Raw genomic sequence first — 16287 nt, 5'->3', positions numbered from 1 at the left:
TTTTTTGGAGTTTTTATGCCCGTTTCTATCCAGTCAGTGATTGGCGGGGAAGCTCAGGCGTATCGGGCTTTAGCGGACATGGTGTCCACAACGCTACGCGTAGCCTTACCCGGCATTATTCAATCCTTCGATCCCGACACTGTAACCTGCGTGGTGCAGCCGGCCATTAAGGGCAGCGTGCGCAATGCCAGCGGCCAGCCGGTTTCTCAGGCGCTGCCTTTGCTGGTCGACGTTCCCGTGGTTTTTCCCCGCGGCGGCGGCTGTACCATCACCTTTCCCGTTAAAAAGGGCGATGAATGCCTGGTGATCTTCAGCGATCGCTGCATCGACTTCTGGTGGCAAAACGGCGACGTGCAGGAACCGGTCGATCCGCGTCAGCACGATCTGTCCGACGCTTTCGCGCTGGTCGGGCCGCAGTCCCAGAAGGAAAAAATCAGCGCTATCAGCACGGAGGCTTTGCAAATCCGTACGGATGAAGGCCAGGCCTTTATCGAGCTGAAACAGAGCGGCGAGGTCAATATCACCACTACGCGGCTAACGCTTAACGGCAATCTGCACGTCAATGGCGATATTACCTCGACCGGCGATCAGACCGCTGGCGGCATCAGCCAGATCGATCACGTTCATGGCGGCATCCAGAGCGGCAGCAGCTACACAAGGGGACCGCAATGAGATATCGCAGAGAAGAGCAGGACGGCGATTACGCCTTTGGCAAAGGGGACAGCGCTTTCCTGGTTAACTCGCCGGCGTGCGTGGCACAGGCGATTAAAACGCGGCTGCAATTATGGTATGGGCAATGGTTTCTGGATACCACGGAAGGCACGCCCTGGCTGCAATCGCTGACCGGCAAGCAGCACAGCGCGACGGCGGAAATGGTTCTGCGCCAGCGCATCCTTGCCACCCAGGGCGTTAAGTCCATTCTCTCTTTCAATACCACGTTCGACTCTTCATCCCGCCGGGCAATTTTCACGGTAACCGTGGAAACGCTGTACGGCACGACGACAGTAACAAGCGAGGCATAATGGCTCTTAAGACAGACAGGCTGGGGTTATCGGCAACGATAACGGCCCAGGGGATCGGCGCGCCTGATTACCAGACAATCCTCAGCGCGCTGACCGACTATTTCCGACAAATTTATGGCACCGACGCCTATCTGGAACCGGACAGCAAAGACGGCCAGATGATAGCGATTATGGCGCTGGCTATCCACGATGCCAATAACATGGCGATAACCTGCTACAACTCGTTTTCGCCGTCCACCGCGGTGGGCGACGCGCTGACGCGCAATGTAAAAATCAACGGTATCGTGCGTAAACCCGCGACCAACTCAACGGTGGATTTGCAGCTAGGTGGCACGCCGGGCACCACCATTGTTAACGGCTCGGTCAGGGACAGTAATAACGTTATCTGGAACCTGCCCGCAAGCGTAACGATTGCCACCACGGGATTGGTCACCGTGACGGCCACCTGCGCGGAAACCGGGCCGATAGCGGCGGTAAGTGGTTCCGTTAACCAAATCAACACGCCGACGCGCGGCTGGCAGACGGTGACCAACCTGAACGCGGCGGCCACGGGAAGCGTTGCCGAAACGGATGCGGAACTGCGGCTGCGCCAGGCGCAAAGCGTTTCATTGACGGCGCTGACCACTTTTGACGCGCTGGACGGCGCAATTTCAAATATCGCAGGCGTCGTTGGACATAAGCTTTACCAGAACGACAGCGATGATAAGGATGCGAATGGGCTGCCCGGCCATACTATTTCGGCAGTGGTGCAGGGTGGTGACGCAAATACGATCGCCGACGTTATTCGCAAAAAGAAATCGCTGGGCGTAGGCACGTTTGGCAATACCACCATAACGCTTGCCGACAGCTATGGCACGCCGCAGGCGATCCGCTTTTCGCGGCCGGTGCCGGTGCCGGTTTATCTGTCGCTGGAGCTGAAAGCGCTGACGGGCTACACCAGCCCCATCGCGGAGAAAATTAAAAAGGCGCTGGCGGCCTATATCAATAGTCTGGGGATCGGCAACAGCGTTCTGCTCAGCCGTCTTTATTCGCCCGCTAACCTGACGACAGGGCAGGACAGTACGGACAGCCAGTACTACGACATCCTGAGCCTGCTGGCAGGAAAAAGCGAAGCCGCGCTTTCCTCAGGCAATATCGCTATCGGCTATAACGAATTTGCCAGCTGCGAGGCGGATAATATTACGATATCGGTGACCTCATGAATTATACCGATCTGATCACCAACTACCATCGCGGAAAAGCGAAATACGTCGAGCACATTGATTTAACCACGCGGCCGCAAAAAGAAATTATCGATCTCTTTAGCGAAATCGTAACGGCGTTAGATTTAGACAATGCTACCGGCGCGCAGCTTGATATTTTAGGCGAGTGGATCGGGCGAGCCAGAAGTATTAACGCACCGATTGAAGATTACTTTTTTACCTTTGATAAGGCCTCGCTGGGCTTCGACCTTGGCAGCTGGAAAGACAGGTATGAACCCGATTCGGGCATTATCAAAGTAGATGATGAGGATTATCGCACGATGCTGCGCGCTAAAATCGGCGCCAATAAGTGGGACGGCACGGCCGACACGTTGCCCGCAATTCTGCAAGAAATCTATACGAAGCAGGATATCAATATCACCTTTACCGATAATCAGGATATGACCGTAACGGTATATGTGACGGCAAAAAACCTGTCGACCATTACCAAAGAAATTATTAAGCAGGGCTATCTGGCGATCAAGCCCGCTGGCGTCACGGTAAATTATGAAATTAATGGAGAATAACGATGGCAAAAAATGACTTTAAACCTTTTGCTACGGGCGAAAGCGCAAACGTGCTGTCACAGGCGGATTACGAAGCGCTGGATGCTACGGCAAACGGCTTTCAAACCGGCATCGCCAGAAGCGAACAGCTGAATAAGGTCTGGCGACAGGCCTCAACGATTGCTTCCGTCGTAGCCAGCTTTATGGCAGATAAATCCGGTAATGATGTGCTGGACGATGGCGACACAGCGGCATTACAGGCCACACTGTTAAAAGCCTTGTTAAATAATGCAACTGCTCAGCTGGATGGCCGGTATTTGCAGACCGGCAAAAACCTTGCGGATGTAAATAACGTAGCGCAGGCGCGCGGCAATCTTGGTTTGGGTAGCCTGGCGTTAAAAAACGGGCTTAGCGCGGCAGAAGTAGGGGCGTTTCCTGTTACCGGTGGTGAGATAAAAGGCGAAGTTTGGTCGAACTCAGTAGATAATTATCGGATTATTGCTAATAACAAGGGCGTTTTTTGGCGATTTGATGGTGAAAATTATTATCTGATGTTAACAAAAGATGGCGATCCCCGAGGCGGATGGAATAATTTAAGGCCGCTTGCTGTTAATTACGCCTCTGGCGATCTACGTACAGAGCGTAATTTTTCAGCAAACGGTAGGATTTCATCTGCTCAGGACATATTGTCTATGAGCAGTGTCTATGCCGGAAACGGCGCCTCGCAGCTGGCATCGGATGGTAATGTTTATGGATCTCGATGGGGAGGGTGGCTATATGATTGGGCAAGCGGTCAGCTTAATTCAAGGGTGTCTTCATTCAGACTTGCTGGCTGGGGCAGTGCAACTAATAACAATAATGATAATACGTTTGCAAATGCCCCTGATGGTACGGTAGTGGTAGGCGTGCAACAGAAAACAAACTATACCGCTGTAAACTACCGTTACCCGCAAATTTTAATCAATGGAAATTGGTATAATGTAGGAGTTGCCTGATGTTACACTTGAAGAATTTTATTAAATACTTTCCCGTTCAGAATGAAAACAATAGCGATATTTTTCATTTCATCAATGTAAATAATGTTTCGATTGTTTTTTATCAGGATGAAACTGGTCGGGACTGGTATGACAGTTTGTCTTCTTTTGAAAAGGATACGATCAAAATAGCTTACGATAAAAAAGGTGTGGTCAGGGACTTTAACCAGGATGCTTCGGCAATAGTTCCTGATGATTTAAGCGTTATTGAGATGAATAGCACCGAGCTTCCCAAAGGTTTTGACAGGCTTGGTAATTGGATGGTTGATAATGGAAGCATTATATCTTCTCCGGTAGATTATGTGGAAAAAGCAACTATTCAAAAGGCAGACTTTCTCAGAGAGGCAAATGAGAATATTGAGATTATTCGGGACGCTGAATCACTTGGTATTGTAACCGATGCTGAAGAAAAGATGCTCGCTAAGTGGAAGGCGTTTCGGGTTCTGGTGAGTAGAATCGATGTTAACGTTGCGCAAGATATTATATGGCCTACAGCTCCAAATCGCTAAAGACGATCATGTGATTTAAAATTAATTTGTTGGGTATTTTTTTATTAAGTGCATTCGGCTGGAGTGGCAAATTGTATTTATATAATGCGCTATATTACAATTTTTGATGTAGTTAAAAATATATTTATAGAAATAACCATTTGTTTTTAAATTATAATAGTGAATATCATTCTAAAATAATTTCAAGGGCCTTGTAATTCTGAGGATATCCTGGGAATATATTTTTTAAAGGTACATGGCACACTAGGGTAGTGGTCTGCTCACTACCCCAAGTGTGATTTTATAGTTAATTTTTTTTCTTAATAGAAATAAACGGCCTGACAAAAGCCAGCCACAAACTTTTCTTGATCTTTAACATTACAGGGCGTGAATTCCTTATTCTTCGCCATATTATTTTTTTCTCCTTCCTTACCAATTCTGAGCTTCTGTCCCCAATGGTTGTTACTTTTTCCAACGGTTCATAGGTATTTATCAATGATGGCACTACCCCGTGAAGATCAATTAACCCAAACTCTTGAAACGTTGTCCATTGATCTGCGACGCACCAGACTGGAAAGAGGTTGGCCAGCATCTTTTTTGCCGCCGGTTTATTGATCACATAGCCGTGCGAGAAGGCTGCATTAAGTACTTTATGAACATGATGCGTATTATCTGTAGAATAAAGCTGCTTGTTCTGATATTGGTTAATATCAGAAAGCAGAGTGACGGTACTATGCCTGTCACTGTTATTTTTAGCGATACTCTCCAAATGTTTCCCAATATCGGCGGGAACGGTGACATCATCTTCCAGAATTAAGGCTAGATCATAGTCAGAGTCCACCAGCTGCTTATAAGCCTTCAAATGGCTCATTGCGCAGCCCACTTCCCCTTTAGTGATGGCGTAGCTCACCTCTCTTTTATAGAAGAAGAACTCGTCATCGGCTATTTTCGAACCGTCGACAGCTTTAATAGTAAAAAATTCTTTACCTATAGCAGCCAGCTGTCTCTGCATAGATTGTAACCTGTCTGTAGAGACAGGCAAATTGATCACGAAAATGGCTATATTACTCATCTTTTATCCGCTATTACTTTTTTATTGCTGTTGAGGCTGGCCAACAAAATCAGTGTGCTGAGCAGTACTATATACTCTATAGAGGTCAACAGCACATCTGTCATGCCATACAGCAACGCAGAGATTGCCATAATCGAGACAGGGTTACTAAAGATACCTGCTGTACCATTATCAAAAATCAATTTTATAAAAAAGAATAAAAGGATAAGGAAGCCAAAAACGCCAAATAGCGAGGTGTACTGTAGGAATTCATTGTGCAAGTGAACATCAATATATTCCAGCGCAAATGAATCAGGATGGTTTGTGGTGATCCAGTTGCGTATTATAGTGTTTCTGGTGACCTGGGTTTGACCCAGCGGATTTTCCTGAATAGCCACAAGGCCCGATTGCCACAGGGTAAAACGAGATCCCAGGGATGTGTGGTCATCACCCTGACTGAATCGTGTTATTTCCTGCTGAGTGGTATCAACGCGTGAATAGATGATGCTCTTACCAAAGGTAGCGATGGCCGCAAAAGCTATAACGATGGCTATCACCGGTAAAGGTTTGATGAGTTTACCGCGCCAGAGCGCACTAATCATAATCGCCACTGACAGAAGCGTATGGATAAACATGGCAGAACGGGTTTCAGTCAGTAGAATGATATATATAGAGAGCAGGCAGGTAAGGATGATGGCGGTAAACCTGACGGATAGCGAATTTATTTGATTAAGCATGGTCATCATAGCCAACGCCAGCGCGCTATAAGCATAGGCGGTAAGCGTAGCGCGGTTTATACCAAGAACGATCCTGTCGACGCCGTTTATATGCTGCCAGATGCCGTAAACGCTGGAAAGGATAAAGGCAAAAGATAACGAAACCCACGTTAATTTATAAAGTAGCGTCTTACTGATCAGCTCTTTTTTTACGCCCCACAGGGTAAACAAAGCGATAAGCGTAGCTAAAAACCAGCGTTTAGCCGGGGTGAATAAGAGGCCGTTATCCACTCCTGGAATTTTGTTATACGATGCGAACAGTGACCATACTGTAAACATGATTGCCAATAGCAGGCCGGGAAGGATTATTTTGGAATTAAAAAGCGTTGAGCGGATATCTTTAAAGTTCAGTAAAATGCCAGCGGCGCAAAGATAGCTACAAAGATAGAATGAAACTCTGCTGGCCTTTTCATGAATAAATCCGAAAGGCAGTATCAATAAGAGTAATGCCAGAGAACCAAAAAATATTACCCTGGTGACTTGCTCATTTCTTGTGTATTTCCGGGAGGAAAGTAATTCGCTCATTTAGAATAGAGTCCTTGGCACAAGGGAAGATAAACCGTTACGAATGAACGTTAACTGAATAAATACCTGATAACATTTGCTGGGGATACTGCCGCCATTTCCTTTATGGATAATCATTGCGCCTGCCTTCAGGGGAGTAATTTTAGTACTGCCGACTGAGAAAATTAGCCTTCGTTTATAACTGATCTATAAAGAAAAATCAAAACAGCCCGCTTAAAGGTAAGTGCAGGGTCTTATCTATCTGTTTGAAAGAAATGATAAATCCCTTGGTTGCGCATTTGAACCATCCAGACAGTACTATCTTGTTTTACCGCTGGCGCGAGCCTCAAACCAGCTTCTTCACCAGCGCCTCGCTGTGGCGGATATGGCTGGAAGCGCGTTCGGGATCGTGCTGCACCAGCGCCATAAACAGCAGGTCGGTCAGCGTCAGCTGGGCGGAGGTCGAAGAGATTGCCGCGCTGCTGGTGGTTTGCTCTTCGGCCACCGTATAAAGGCAATGCGTGGCGCACTGTTGCAGCGTGTTCGGCGTAAAGCCGGTGAAGGCCAGCACGCTGGCCCCGGCACGCCGCGCTTCCTGAGCGGCAAGGTTGATTTCGCGGCGTTCGCCGGTATAGGAAATTGCCAGCAGCACATCGCCCGGATTTAACGCCTGCACGCTGGCCAATAGCGCATGCATATCCTGCTCGGCCACGGCGTGAATACCAATCTTCATCAGCTTCCACGAAAAATCTTTCGCCACCAGCCCCGACGCGCCGATACCTACCAGCACAATGCGATTCGCTTCCTTTAACAGCTGCAACGTTTCCGTTAGCTTTTCCTCGCTGTTGATATCCAGCGTGGCGCGGATAGCGGACTGTTTTTCTGCCAGCAGCTTCTCGCCCACGACTTTTAACGGATCGTCGCTTAAGATCAGGTTATGCACGGTAATAGCGTCTTTTTTCGCCAGCGATTCGCTCAGCGCCAGCTTCAGTGCCGGAAATCCCTTGTAGCCCAGCTTCTGCGCAAACTTCACCACGCTGGACTGGCTGACGCCCGCTTCTTCCGCCAGCCTTTGCGAACTGAGATGCCGCGCCTTATCCGGCTGCGACAGTAAAAAGTCAGCGAGGCGTCGCTCGTTCAGCGCCAGCGTGGGATAGAGTTGGCGAATACGTAATAGTGAGCTCATCGGCTCCTCCTTAAAACGGTCTGAACACGCTTCAGCACGTCAGCTACCCTTATAAAAGGCGGCCAGCTTAGTAAAAAAGACCCTTCGGAAAACGGTTATGAATATAATATTCAGCAATTAAGCCGAATACAGAATTAAAAATTCATTTGTGAGGATAGCATGGATCTTGGCGCACTGATTTCAGAAACACGTAATGCAGACACAATGGACCTCGACAGTCTCTCCACGCTGGAGATGGTAACGAAATTTAACGATCAGGACGCTACCGTTGCAGCAGCGGTGCGCAGGACGCTGCCGCAGGTGGCGCAGGCGGTAGACGCGGCAGCCGCTTCGTTACAGGAAGGCGGCAGGCTTATCTATATGGGCGCGGGTACCAGCGGGCGGCTCGGCGTGCTGGACGCTTCCGAATGTCCACCGACCTTCGGCGTGCCGCATGGGCTGGTGGTAGGGGTAATCGCGGGCGGGCCAGGCGCGCTGCTGAAAGCGGTCGAAGGCGCCGAGGATGATGAACAGCTGGGCGTCAGCGATTTGCAGGCGCTGAAGCTGACGCCGCAGGACATGGTGGTCGGCCTGGCTGCTTCCGGACGCACGCCTTATGTCATTGGTGCATTGCGTTTCGCCCGCCAGTCCGGCTGCCGCACCGCAGCGATCTCCTGTAACCCGGCCTCGCCCATCGCGCATGAAGCGGCCATCGCCATTTCGCCGGTCGTGGGGCCAGAGGCGCTCACCGGATCGACGCGGCTAAAATCGGGAACGGCGCAGAAGCTGGTGCTGAATATGATCTCCACCGGCGCGATGGTAAAAATCGGCAAGGTCTATCAGAACCTGATGGTGGATATGCAGGCGACCAACGTCAAACTGGTCGATCGCGCCTGCCGGATGGTTTGCCAGGCGACGGGCTGCGAGCGGGAAGAGGCGGAACGGGCGCTTCGGCAAACGGCATATGAAGTAAAAACCGCTATCCTGATGGTGTTGAGCGGCGTTGACGCAACAAAAGCCGCTACGCTGCTTGCCGAACACGGCGGCTTCTTACGCGCGGCATTACAGGCGAGTATGCGCTGAAGCGGATTTACCCGCACCGCGCGCAGTTTTGACATTGCTGTCTCAGCGTCCACTATTATTAACAGCGTTATGACGGCGCGAGACGCGTCTGGTTTGTGGGTTTTCCCCGAGGAGAAAGGTTTGATAACTGGTCAGGAACGACGTGTGGTATTTTTCGATCTCGACGGCACGCTGCATCAGCAGGATATGTTCGGTACTTTTATGCGCTATTTGCTATGGCGTCAGCCGCTCAACCTGTTGCTGGTGGCGCCTTTGCTGCCCGTGATCGGCGCCGGCCTGCTTCTCAAGGGGCGCGCTTCGCGCTGGCCGATGAGTCTGCTGCTGTGGGCGATTACGTTTGGCCACAGCGAAAAGAAGCTGCTGGTGCGCGAAAAAGCCTTTGCGCAGTGGTTTCGGCAACGGGTCACCGCTTTCCCGGTGGTGCAGCAGCGGCTGACCGACTACCTGAACAGCGCTGACGCTGACGTCTGGCTGATTACCGGCTCGCCGCAGTCGCTGGTGGATCTGGTCTATTTTGACTCCGCTTTTCTGCCGAAGGTAAAAACGATCGCCAGTCAGATGTCACGCGGCTACGGTGGACGAGTGCTGACAATGCGCTGCCTGGGACATGAAAAGGTGGCGCAGCTGGAAAAACGTATCGGCACGCCTTTACAGCTTTACAGTGGCTACAGCGACAGCAAGCAGGATAACCCGCTGCTTTTCTTCTGCCAGCATCGCTGGCGGGTGACGCCGCAGGGCGAACTGCAACAGCTGGAGTAAACGGGTATACTGCCCCGCGATTTTTTGCTGGAGGCTCAGGTGAGCGATACCCAAATTGATGAAAAATGGATGCGCCATGCTTTAACGCTGGCGCGCCGTGCCTGGGAAGAAGGCGAAGTGCCCGTCGGCGCCGTGCTGGTGCAGGGCGATACCGTTATCGGCGAAGGCTGGAACCGGCCTATCGGCTATCACGATCCGACCGCACATGCGGAGATTATGGCGCTGCGGCAGGGCGGCAAGGTGCTGGAAAACTATCGGTTGCTGGACACCACGCTGTACGTAACGCTGGAGCCGTGCGTGATGTGTGCGGGCGCGATGGTGCACGGCAGAGTGGGGCGGCTGGTGTTTGGCGCGCGGGATGAGAAAACCGGCGCGGCGGGGTCGTTGCTGGATATCTTAGGCCATGCGGGCATGAATCATCAGGTCAGCGTGGAGCAGGGCGTGCTGGCGGCAGAGTGCGCGGCTATGCTAAGCGATTTCTTCCGCCATCGTCGGGCGGAGAAAAAGGCGCTGCGCGACAGGCTGCGCGCGGAGCTGCTGAAAGGAGAATAAACAAGGGCGCTGGATAACAGCGCCCTTTTACAGAAAAGAGCAGAGAACGTGGCCTGGCTTAAAGACGCATAAAATGTCGCCCGTGCCGCGCTCAGGGTGTTTTTACTTCCCCGCCGTTCGCCGCGCCCACATTCAGTTCATCGCCACCTGCGGCTCCACGGCCGGATAGCCTTTACCCAGCTGCGCTTCCATTGCCGCCTGCTGCGCCAGCTTCCTTTCCTGATCCTGTAAATAGCCCACCAGGCTCAGCTGGTAAATGCGGATGTTCTCCACATAGTTGTAGGCTTCCTGGCCGCGCGCGTAGCCGTAGGTGGTCTGGCTGTAATAGCGTTTCTGGCTCAGCATCGGCAGCCGCTGCTTGACGTCGGCCCAGCTGTCCGGATTGCCTTTTTGCTTTTCGGTCAGCCTGCGCGCGTCCAGCATATGCGCGTAGCCCATGTTATACGCCGCCAGCGCGAACCAGATGCGCTCATCTTCCGGGATGGTCGGCGGCACCTTCTCCATCATTTTCACCAGATACGCGCTGCCGCCGCGAATGCTCTGTTCCGGATCGGTTCTGTCGCTGACGTTGACGCTGTCCGCCGTATTGCGGGTCAGCATCATCATACCGCGCACGCCGGTAGGCGAGGTGGCCTGCGGGTTCCAGTGCGACTCCTGCCAGGAAATAGCCGCCAGCAGCCGCCAGTCGATCTCGCTGGCGTATTTTTGAAACAGCGGGCGGATAGCAGGCAGCATACTGTCGATGGCGCGCAGAAAAGTGCGGGTATCGACATAGTCGAAGGTGCCGACGTGGCCCAGATACTTCTCGTCCAGCCGCGCCATCGCGCCTTCTTCCGCCATCTGGTTAAAGTAGTCCAGCATCGCCGCATACAGGCTGTCATCTTCGTCGCGCGCCATATACCAGGTCACCGGCTCTTCATCCGTGATATCGAAAGCCACCGCCAGCTGCGGATGGATCCGCTGTAGCAGCGCGATCGACACCGAATCGCCCACCGTATAGTCGAGCTTGCCGTCCGCCACCGCTTCCAGCAGGGCATTCGGGCTCTGATCGGTAGAGATGGCCCAGTCCAGATCGGGATACTGATTTTGCCGGATATCGCGCAGCGTCGAAGCGAACGCGGAATCGGACGCAACCGTCAGGCGGCCCTTCAGCGCGCCCAGATTCGGCGGACGCGGCTTGCCCATCCGGTAAACCAGCTGCTGGGAAACGGAATAGTAGGTCGGGCCGGTGCGAAAGCGCGACAGGCGATCGCTGTTGTAGATTAGCCCCGCCGCCAGCACGTCCGCTTTATCCTCTTCCAGGTCGTCAAACAGCTCGCTGAGGTTTTGACGCACCGTGATTTGCAGCTTTACGCCCAGATAATCGGCAAAGCGTTTCGCCAACTCGTAATCCATACCGGCCGGTGCTTTATTCACTGTGTAGTAAGTCAGGGGCGAATTGAGCGTGCTGACGCGCAATACTCCCCGTGCTTTTATCTGTTCCGTTCGGTCCAGCCCGCTGCTGTGCCACGGGATCGACGGCCACAGCGCAAGCGCGAGCAGTACCGTCACCAGCCCGATGAACAGATAATTAATTTTCAGGCGTTTCAAATGGTTATCTCTCGATTTCTCTCAGGATTCTGTCTGTAACGGCAGTATTTGTGGTCTTTAATGGTCCCTGAGCGTGGGGCATTTTGCGCAACTCCCTGCGGCGGCGCAACCAGATTTGTGCGGAATTGTGCGCTTTTCAGGCAATTCCCTGTGCCGATTAATTCTGCGCAAACGGTTTCGTAACAGATGGGGATTCTTTATAATGGCGCCCGTTTTCCCCTGTTGCGCCCAAAGAAGCGTCGCCTGGCGCTCTGACGAGAGATCTTTAATGATGGAAATTCTGCGTGGTTCGCCCGCTCTGTCGGCATTTCGTATTAACAAACTGCTGGCCCGCTTTCAGGACGCTCACCTGCCGGTGAGTGACATTTACGCCGAGTACGTCCATTTCGCCGATGTCAGCGCGCCGCTTGACGAGGCTGAAAAAGCCCGTTTACAGCGCCTGCTGAAATATGGTCCTTCTCTCGCCGAACATACCCCCGAAGGTCGCCTGCTGCTGGTGACGCCTCGTCCGGGAACGATTTCCCCGTGGTCTTCCAAGGCGACCGATATCGCCCACAACTGCGATCTGCCGCAGGTGACGCGCCTGGAGCGCGGGCTGGCCTTCTACATCAAAGCGCCGCAGCTGACCGAAGCGCAGTGGACGCAGCTGGGCGCGCTGCTGCATGACCGCATGATGGAAGTGGTGCTCAGCGATCTGTCGCAGGCCGAACGGCTGTTCGCGCATCATGAACCGGCTCCGCTCACCAGCGTGGACGTGCTGGGCGAAGGCCGTACGGCGCTGGAGCTGGCCAACCGCAGGCTGGGCCTGGCGCTGGCGGAAGACGAAATCGACTATCTGCAGCAGGCTTTTGAAAAACTCGGGCGCAACCCGAACGACATTGAGCTGTATATGTTCGCCCAGGCGAACTCAGAGCACTGTCGTCATAAAATCTTTAACGCCGACTGGATCATCGACGGCGAACAGCAGCCAAAATCGCTGTTCAAAATGATCAAAAACACCTTTGAGAAAACGCCGGATCACGTGCTGTCCGCCTATAAAGATAACGCGGCGGTGATGGAAGGCTCGCAGGTTGGCCGCTTCTATGCCGATGCGGAAAGCCGCTACGATTTCCATCAGGAAGAGGCGCATATCCTGATGAAGGTGGAAACCCACAACCACCCGACGGCGATTTCGCCGTGGCCCGGTGCGGCAACCGGTTCCGGCGGTGAAATCCGCGATGAAGGCGCAACCGGACGCGGCGCGAAGCCCAAAGCGGGCCTGGTGGGCTTCTCGGTCTCCAACCTGCGTATTCCCGGTTTTGAACAGCCGTGGGAAGAGGATTTCGGCAAGCCTGACCGCATCGTTACCGCACTGGATATCATGACTGAAGGCCCGTTGGGCGGCGCGGCGTTTAACAACGAGTTCGGCCGTCCGGCGCTGACCGGCTACTTCCGTACCTATGAAGAAGAAGTTAACAGCCACAACGGCGTCGAGCTGCGCGGCTACCATAAGCCGATTATGCTGGCCGGCGGTATCGGCAATATTCGCGCCGATCACGTGCAGAAAGGCGAAATCACGGTGGGCGCGAAGCTGATCGTGCTGGGCGGCCCGGCGATGAATATCGGCCTGGGCGGCGGTGCAGCCTCTTCAATGGCTTCCGGCCAGTCGGATGCGGATCTCGACTTTGCCTCGGTACAGCGCGACAACCCGGAGATGGAGCGCCGCTGTCAGGAAGTGATCGACCGCTGCTGGCAGCTGGGCGAAGAGAACCCGATCCTGTTTATCCACGACGTGGGCGCGGGCGGTCTGTCTAACGCCATGCCGGAGCTGGTGAGCGACGGCGAACGCGGCGGCCGCTTCAACCTGCGCGATATCCTCAGCGATGAGCCGGGCATGAGCCCGCTGGAAGTCTGGTGTAACGAGTCGCAGGAGCGTTACGTGCTGGCCGTGTCGCCGGACAAACTGGCGCAGTTCGCTGCGCTTTGCCAGCGTGAGCGCGCGCCTTACGCCGTTATCGGCGAAGCCACGGAAGAGATGCACCTGTCGCTGAGCGACAGCCATTTCGATAACAAGCCGATCGATATGCCGCTGGACGTGCTGCTGGGCAAAACGCCGAAGATGACCCGTGAAGCCGTCACGCTGAAAGCCAAAGGCGAGCCGCTGGCGCGGGAAGGCATTACCGTTGCCGATGCCGTTAAACGCGTGCTGCATTTACCGAGCGTGGCGGAAAAAACCTTCCTGATCACTATCGGCGACCGTACCGTTACCGGCATGGTTGCGCGCGATCAGATGGTGGGGCCGTGGCAGATCCCGGTCGCCAACTGCGCCGTGACCACCGCCAGCCTCGACAGCTATTACGGCGAGGCGATGGCGCTGGGCGAGCGCGCGCCGGTAGCCCTGCTGGATTTTGCCGCTTCCGGCCGCCTGGCGGTAGGCGAGGCGCTTACCAATATCGCCGCCACGCAGATTGGTTCGTTAAAGCGCATCAAGCTTTCCGCTAACTGGATGGCGGCGGCAGGCCATCCAGGCGAAGACGCCGGGCTTTATGAAGCCGTTAAAGCGGTAGGCGAGGAGCTTTGTCCGGCGCTGGGCATCACTATCCCGGTCGGCAAAGACTCCATGTCGATGAAAACCCGCTGGCAGCAGGGCACCGAGCAGCGCGAAATGACGTCGCCGCTTTCGCTGGTGATCACCGCTTTTGCCCGCGTGGAAGACGTGCGCCGCACCGTGACGCCGCAGCTGCAAACCGCCAACCATGACAATGCGCTGCTGCTGATCGACCTTGGCCAGGGCGTGAATGCGCTGGGCGCGACGGCGCTGTCGCAGGTGTATCGTCAGCTGGGCGACAAGCCTGCCGACGTGCGCGATGCGCAGCGGCTGGCGGGCTTCTTCACGGCCATGCAGACGCTGGTGGCGGAAGAGAAGCTGCTGGCCTATCACGACCGCTCCGACGGCGGCCTGCTGGTGACGCTGGCGGAAATGGCCTTTACCGGCCACTGCGGCGTTGAGGCGGATATCGCCGCGCTGGGCAGCGATGCGCTGGCCGCGCTGTTTAACGAAGAGCTGGGCGCCGTCATTCAGATTGCGGCGGCCGATCGTGAATACGTAGAGCAGGTTTTTGCCGCTCAGGGACTGGCGGACTGCGTGCACATGCTGGGCCGCGCGCTGCCTGGCGATCGTTTTGTGATCACCTCCGGCAATTCGGCAGTCTACAGCGAAAGCCGCAGCACTCTGCGTACCTGGTGGGCAGAAACCACCTGGCAGATGCAGCGCCTGCGCGACAATCCGGCGTGCGCCGATCAGGAACATGAAGCGAAGAAAAACGATCTCGATCCGGGCCTGAACGTGAAGCTGACCTTCCGGCCGGAAGAAGACATCGCGGCGCCTTATATCGCAACGGGCGCGCGGCCAAAAGTGGCCGTATTGCGCGAGCAGGGCGTTAACTCCCACGTCGAGATGGCGGCGGCTTTCCATCGCGCCGGGTTTGATGCGGTCGACGTGCATATGAGCGATCTGCTGGCTGGCCGTCGCGATCTGGCGGATTTTCAGACGCTGGTGGCCTGCGGCGGTTTCTCCTACGGCGACGTGCTGGGCGCGGGCGAAGGCTGGGCCAAATCCATCCTGTTCAACAATCGCGTGCGCGACGAGTTTGAAACCTTCTTCCATCGTCCACAAACGCTGGCGCTGGGCGTCTGCAACGGCTGTCAGATGATGTCCAACCTGCGCGAGCTGATCCCCGGCAGCGAAGCCTGGCCGCGCTTTGTGCGTAACCAGTCAGAGCGCTTCGAGGCCCGTTTCAGCCTGGTGGAAGTGGCGGCCAGCCCGTCGCTGCTGCTGGCCGGCATGGCGGGATCGCAGATGCCGATTGCCGTTTCGCACGGCGAAGGCTTTGTGGAAGTGCGCGACGAGGCCCATCTGGCCACGCTGGAGCATAAAGGCCTGGTGGCGCTGCGCTTTGTCGACAACTTCGGCAAGGTGACCGAGCAGTATCCGGCTAACCCGAACGGCTCGCCGAACGGGATCACGGCGGTGACCAACGAAAGCGGCCGCGTCACCATTATGATGCCGCACCCGGAACGCGTTTTCCGCACGGTCAGCAACTCCTGGCATCCGGCAGAGTGGGGCGAAGACAGCCCATGGATGCGGATTTTCCGTAACGCGCGTAAGCAGCTTGGTTAAGTTTAGCCTCAACCTTAAAGGCAGCTTCGGCTGCCTTTTTTTATGTTTTCTGAGCCGATGGTGAACAACCGTTGCAAAATAGCGACAGGCCGTCAATCGGGTGTCTCTTAATGGCGACATTTAACTTATTGATTATGCTGTGTTCCTGAGGTTAATCCTAATCCTGTTCCCGAACGGCGACACTTTCTGCCAGCCGGGCGAACTCTTCTGACGCCATTGCGCCGTACTGTTTTTAAAAAGCTATTTAAAATAAAGCGTTATAATTTAATTCCAAACATGGCATGGAATTTGCTATACTAGGCCCAGCGGCTCATTCACCTGGTTATGATAGCCCTGCGCAAGCGGTCAAGCGCTTCA

14 protein-coding genes are annotated in these 16287 nt (G+C 54.3%); 10 read left to right on the top strand and 4 right to left on the bottom strand.

Annotation, left to right across the window (positions count from 1 at the left end; translation table 11 throughout):
- The first annotated feature begins 15 nt into the window (after positions 1-15).
- Genes ACA373_RS09560 through ACA373_RS09535 form a run of 6 tightly spaced genes read left to right on the top strand, consistent with a single transcriptional unit; the run spans position 16 to position 4312 of the window.
- Positions 16-672 (top strand): Gp138 family membrane-puncturing spike protein, encoded by a 657-nt coding sequence (locus ACA373_RS09560; RefSeq protein ID WP_370734383.1) that lies wholly within the window; start codon positions 16-18, stop codon positions 670-672.
- Positions 669-1022 (top strand): hypothetical protein, encoded by a 354-nt coding sequence (locus tag ACA373_RS09555; RefSeq protein WP_369895827.1) that lies wholly within the window; start codon positions 669-671, stop codon positions 1020-1022. Before ACA373_RS09560 ends, ACA373_RS09555 begins: the two co-directional genes overlap by 4 nt.
- Positions 1022-2224 (top strand): baseplate J/gp47 family protein, encoded by a 1203-nt coding sequence (locus tag ACA373_RS09550; RefSeq protein WP_370734382.1) that lies wholly within the window; start codon positions 1022-1024, stop codon positions 2222-2224. Before ACA373_RS09555 ends, ACA373_RS09550 begins: the two co-directional genes overlap by 1 nt.
- The gene (locus ACA373_RS09545; protein ID WP_301730827.1) at positions 2221-2790 is read left to right on the top strand and encodes a DUF2612 domain-containing protein; all 570 of its coding nucleotides are present in this window, start codon (positions 2221-2223) and stop codon (positions 2788-2790) included. The genes ACA373_RS09550 and ACA373_RS09545 overlap by 4 nt, the downstream gene beginning before the upstream one ends.
- A gap of 2 nt (positions 2791-2792) precedes the next feature.
- Positions 2793-3764: a hypothetical protein gene (locus tag ACA373_RS09540; RefSeq protein WP_370734381.1), complete on the top strand. Its 972-nt coding sequence runs from the start codon at positions 2793-2795 to the stop codon at positions 3762-3764.
- Entirely contained in the window at positions 3764-4312 is a 549-nt protein-coding gene (locus ACA373_RS09535) for a tail fiber assembly protein (protein ID WP_301252060.1), read from the top strand. The genes ACA373_RS09540 and ACA373_RS09535 overlap by 1 nt, the downstream gene beginning before the upstream one ends.
- Positions 4313-4598: 286 nt before the next feature.
- Here ACA373_RS09535 and ACA373_RS09530 read toward each other — a convergent pair whose 3' ends face one another.
- The 3 genes from ACA373_RS09530 to ACA373_RS09520 form a co-directional block, all read right to left on the bottom strand.
- Positions 4599-5363 (bottom strand): glycosyltransferase family 25 protein, encoded by a 765-nt coding sequence (locus tag ACA373_RS09530; protein WP_301252059.1) that lies wholly within the window; start codon positions 5361-5363, stop codon positions 4599-4601.
- A complete protein-coding gene (locus tag ACA373_RS09525; RefSeq protein ID WP_370734380.1) occupies positions 5360-6643 on the bottom strand; it encodes an O-antigen ligase family protein in 1284 nt (427 codons plus the stop codon). The genes ACA373_RS09530 and ACA373_RS09525 overlap by 4 nt, the downstream gene beginning before the upstream one ends.
- A 325-nt stretch (positions 6644-6968) precedes the next feature.
- A complete protein-coding gene (locus tag ACA373_RS09520) occupies positions 6969-7808 on the bottom strand; it encodes a MurR/RpiR family transcriptional regulator (RefSeq protein WP_301730823.1) in 840 nt (279 codons plus the stop codon).
- A gap of 159 nt (positions 7809-7967) precedes the next feature.
- Here ACA373_RS09520 and murQ point away from each other — a divergent pair, with 159 nt between their 5' ends.
- The 3 genes from murQ to tadA all read left to right on the top strand — a co-directional run bounded on the left by murQ (position 7968) and on the right by tadA (position 10181).
- Complete coding sequence (gene murQ / locus ACA373_RS09515; protein ID WP_370734379.1) at positions 7968-8870, top strand: N-acetylmuramic acid 6-phosphate etherase; 903 nt, start codon at positions 7968-7970, stop codon at positions 8868-8870.
- A gap of 120 nt (positions 8871-8990) precedes the next feature.
- Positions 8991-9629 (top strand): phosphatidylglycerophosphatase C, encoded by a 639-nt coding sequence (gene yfhb, locus ACA373_RS09510; protein WP_253459257.1) that lies wholly within the window; start codon positions 8991-8993, stop codon positions 9627-9629.
- A 39-nt stretch (positions 9630-9668) separates the two neighbouring features.
- The gene (tadA, locus tag ACA373_RS09505; RefSeq protein ID WP_301252051.1) at positions 9669-10181 is read left to right on the top strand and encodes a tRNA adenosine(34) deaminase TadA; all 513 of its coding nucleotides are present in this window, start codon (positions 9669-9671) and stop codon (positions 10179-10181) included.
- Positions 10182-10313: 132 nt separating this feature from the next.
- On the opposite strand, the gene mltF is transcribed toward tadA, so the two are convergent.
- Positions 10314-11771, bottom strand: coding sequence for a membrane-bound lytic murein transglycosylase MltF (gene mltF / locus ACA373_RS09500; RefSeq protein ID WP_253459260.1), 1458 nt, complete (start codon positions 11769-11771; stop codon positions 10314-10316).
- A gap of 268 nt (positions 11772-12039) precedes the next feature.
- Here mltF and purL point away from each other — a divergent pair, with 268 nt between their 5' ends.
- Positions 12040-15930, top strand: a complete 3891-nt coding sequence (gene purL / locus ACA373_RS09495; RefSeq protein ID WP_301252050.1) for a phosphoribosylformylglycinamidine synthase — start codon at positions 12040-12042, stop codon at positions 15928-15930.
- The last annotated feature ends 357 nt before the right edge of the window (positions 15931-16287 follow it).

The sequence above is a fragment of the Erwinia sp. STN24 genome, from assembly GCF_041320675.1.
GTDB classification, from domain to species: Bacteria; Pseudomonadota; Gammaproteobacteria; order Enterobacterales; family Enterobacteriaceae; genus Erwinia; species Erwinia aeris.
This window is presented reverse-complemented; position numbering and strand designations above follow the sequence as displayed.

Bases quoted from the DNA above. Each gene is read 5' to 3' on its own strand.
- ACA373_RS09520 (WP_301730823.1), bottom strand. From the start codon at position 7,808: ATGAGCTCACTATTACGTATTCGCCAACTCTATCCCACGCTGGCGCTG.
- ACA373_RS09535 (WP_301252060.1), top strand. From the start codon at position 3,764: ATGTTACACTTGAAGAATTTTATTAAATACTTTCCCGTTCAGAATGAA.
- purL (WP_301252050.1), top strand. From the start codon at position 12,040: ATGATGGAAATTCTGCGTGGTTCGCCCGCTCTGTCGGCATTTCGTATT.
- ACA373_RS09560 (WP_370734383.1), top strand. From the start codon at position 16: ATGCCCGTTTCTATCCAGTCAGTGATTGGCGGGGAAGCTCAGGCGTAT.
- murQ (WP_370734379.1), top strand. From the start codon at position 7,968: ATGGATCTTGGCGCACTGATTTCAGAAACACGTAATGCAGACACAATG.
- ACA373_RS09540 (WP_370734381.1), top strand. From the start codon at position 2,793: ATGGCAAAAAATGACTTTAAACCTTTTGCTACGGGCGAAAGCGCAAAC.
- ACA373_RS09555 (WP_369895827.1), top strand. From the start codon at position 669: ATGAGATATCGCAGAGAAGAGCAGGACGGCGATTACGCCTTTGGCAAA.
- ACA373_RS09525 (WP_370734380.1), bottom strand. From the start codon at position 6,643: ATGAGCGAATTACTTTCCTCCCGGAAATACACAAGAAATGAGCAAGTC.
- ACA373_RS09550 (WP_370734382.1), top strand. From the start codon at position 1,022: ATGGCTCTTAAGACAGACAGGCTGGGGTTATCGGCAACGATAACGGCC.
- ACA373_RS09530 (WP_301252059.1), bottom strand. From the start codon at position 5,363: ATGAGTAATATAGCCATTTTCGTGATCAATTTGCCTGTCTCTACAGAC.
- ACA373_RS09545 (WP_301730827.1), top strand. From the start codon at position 2,221: ATGAATTATACCGATCTGATCACCAACTACCATCGCGGAAAAGCGAAA.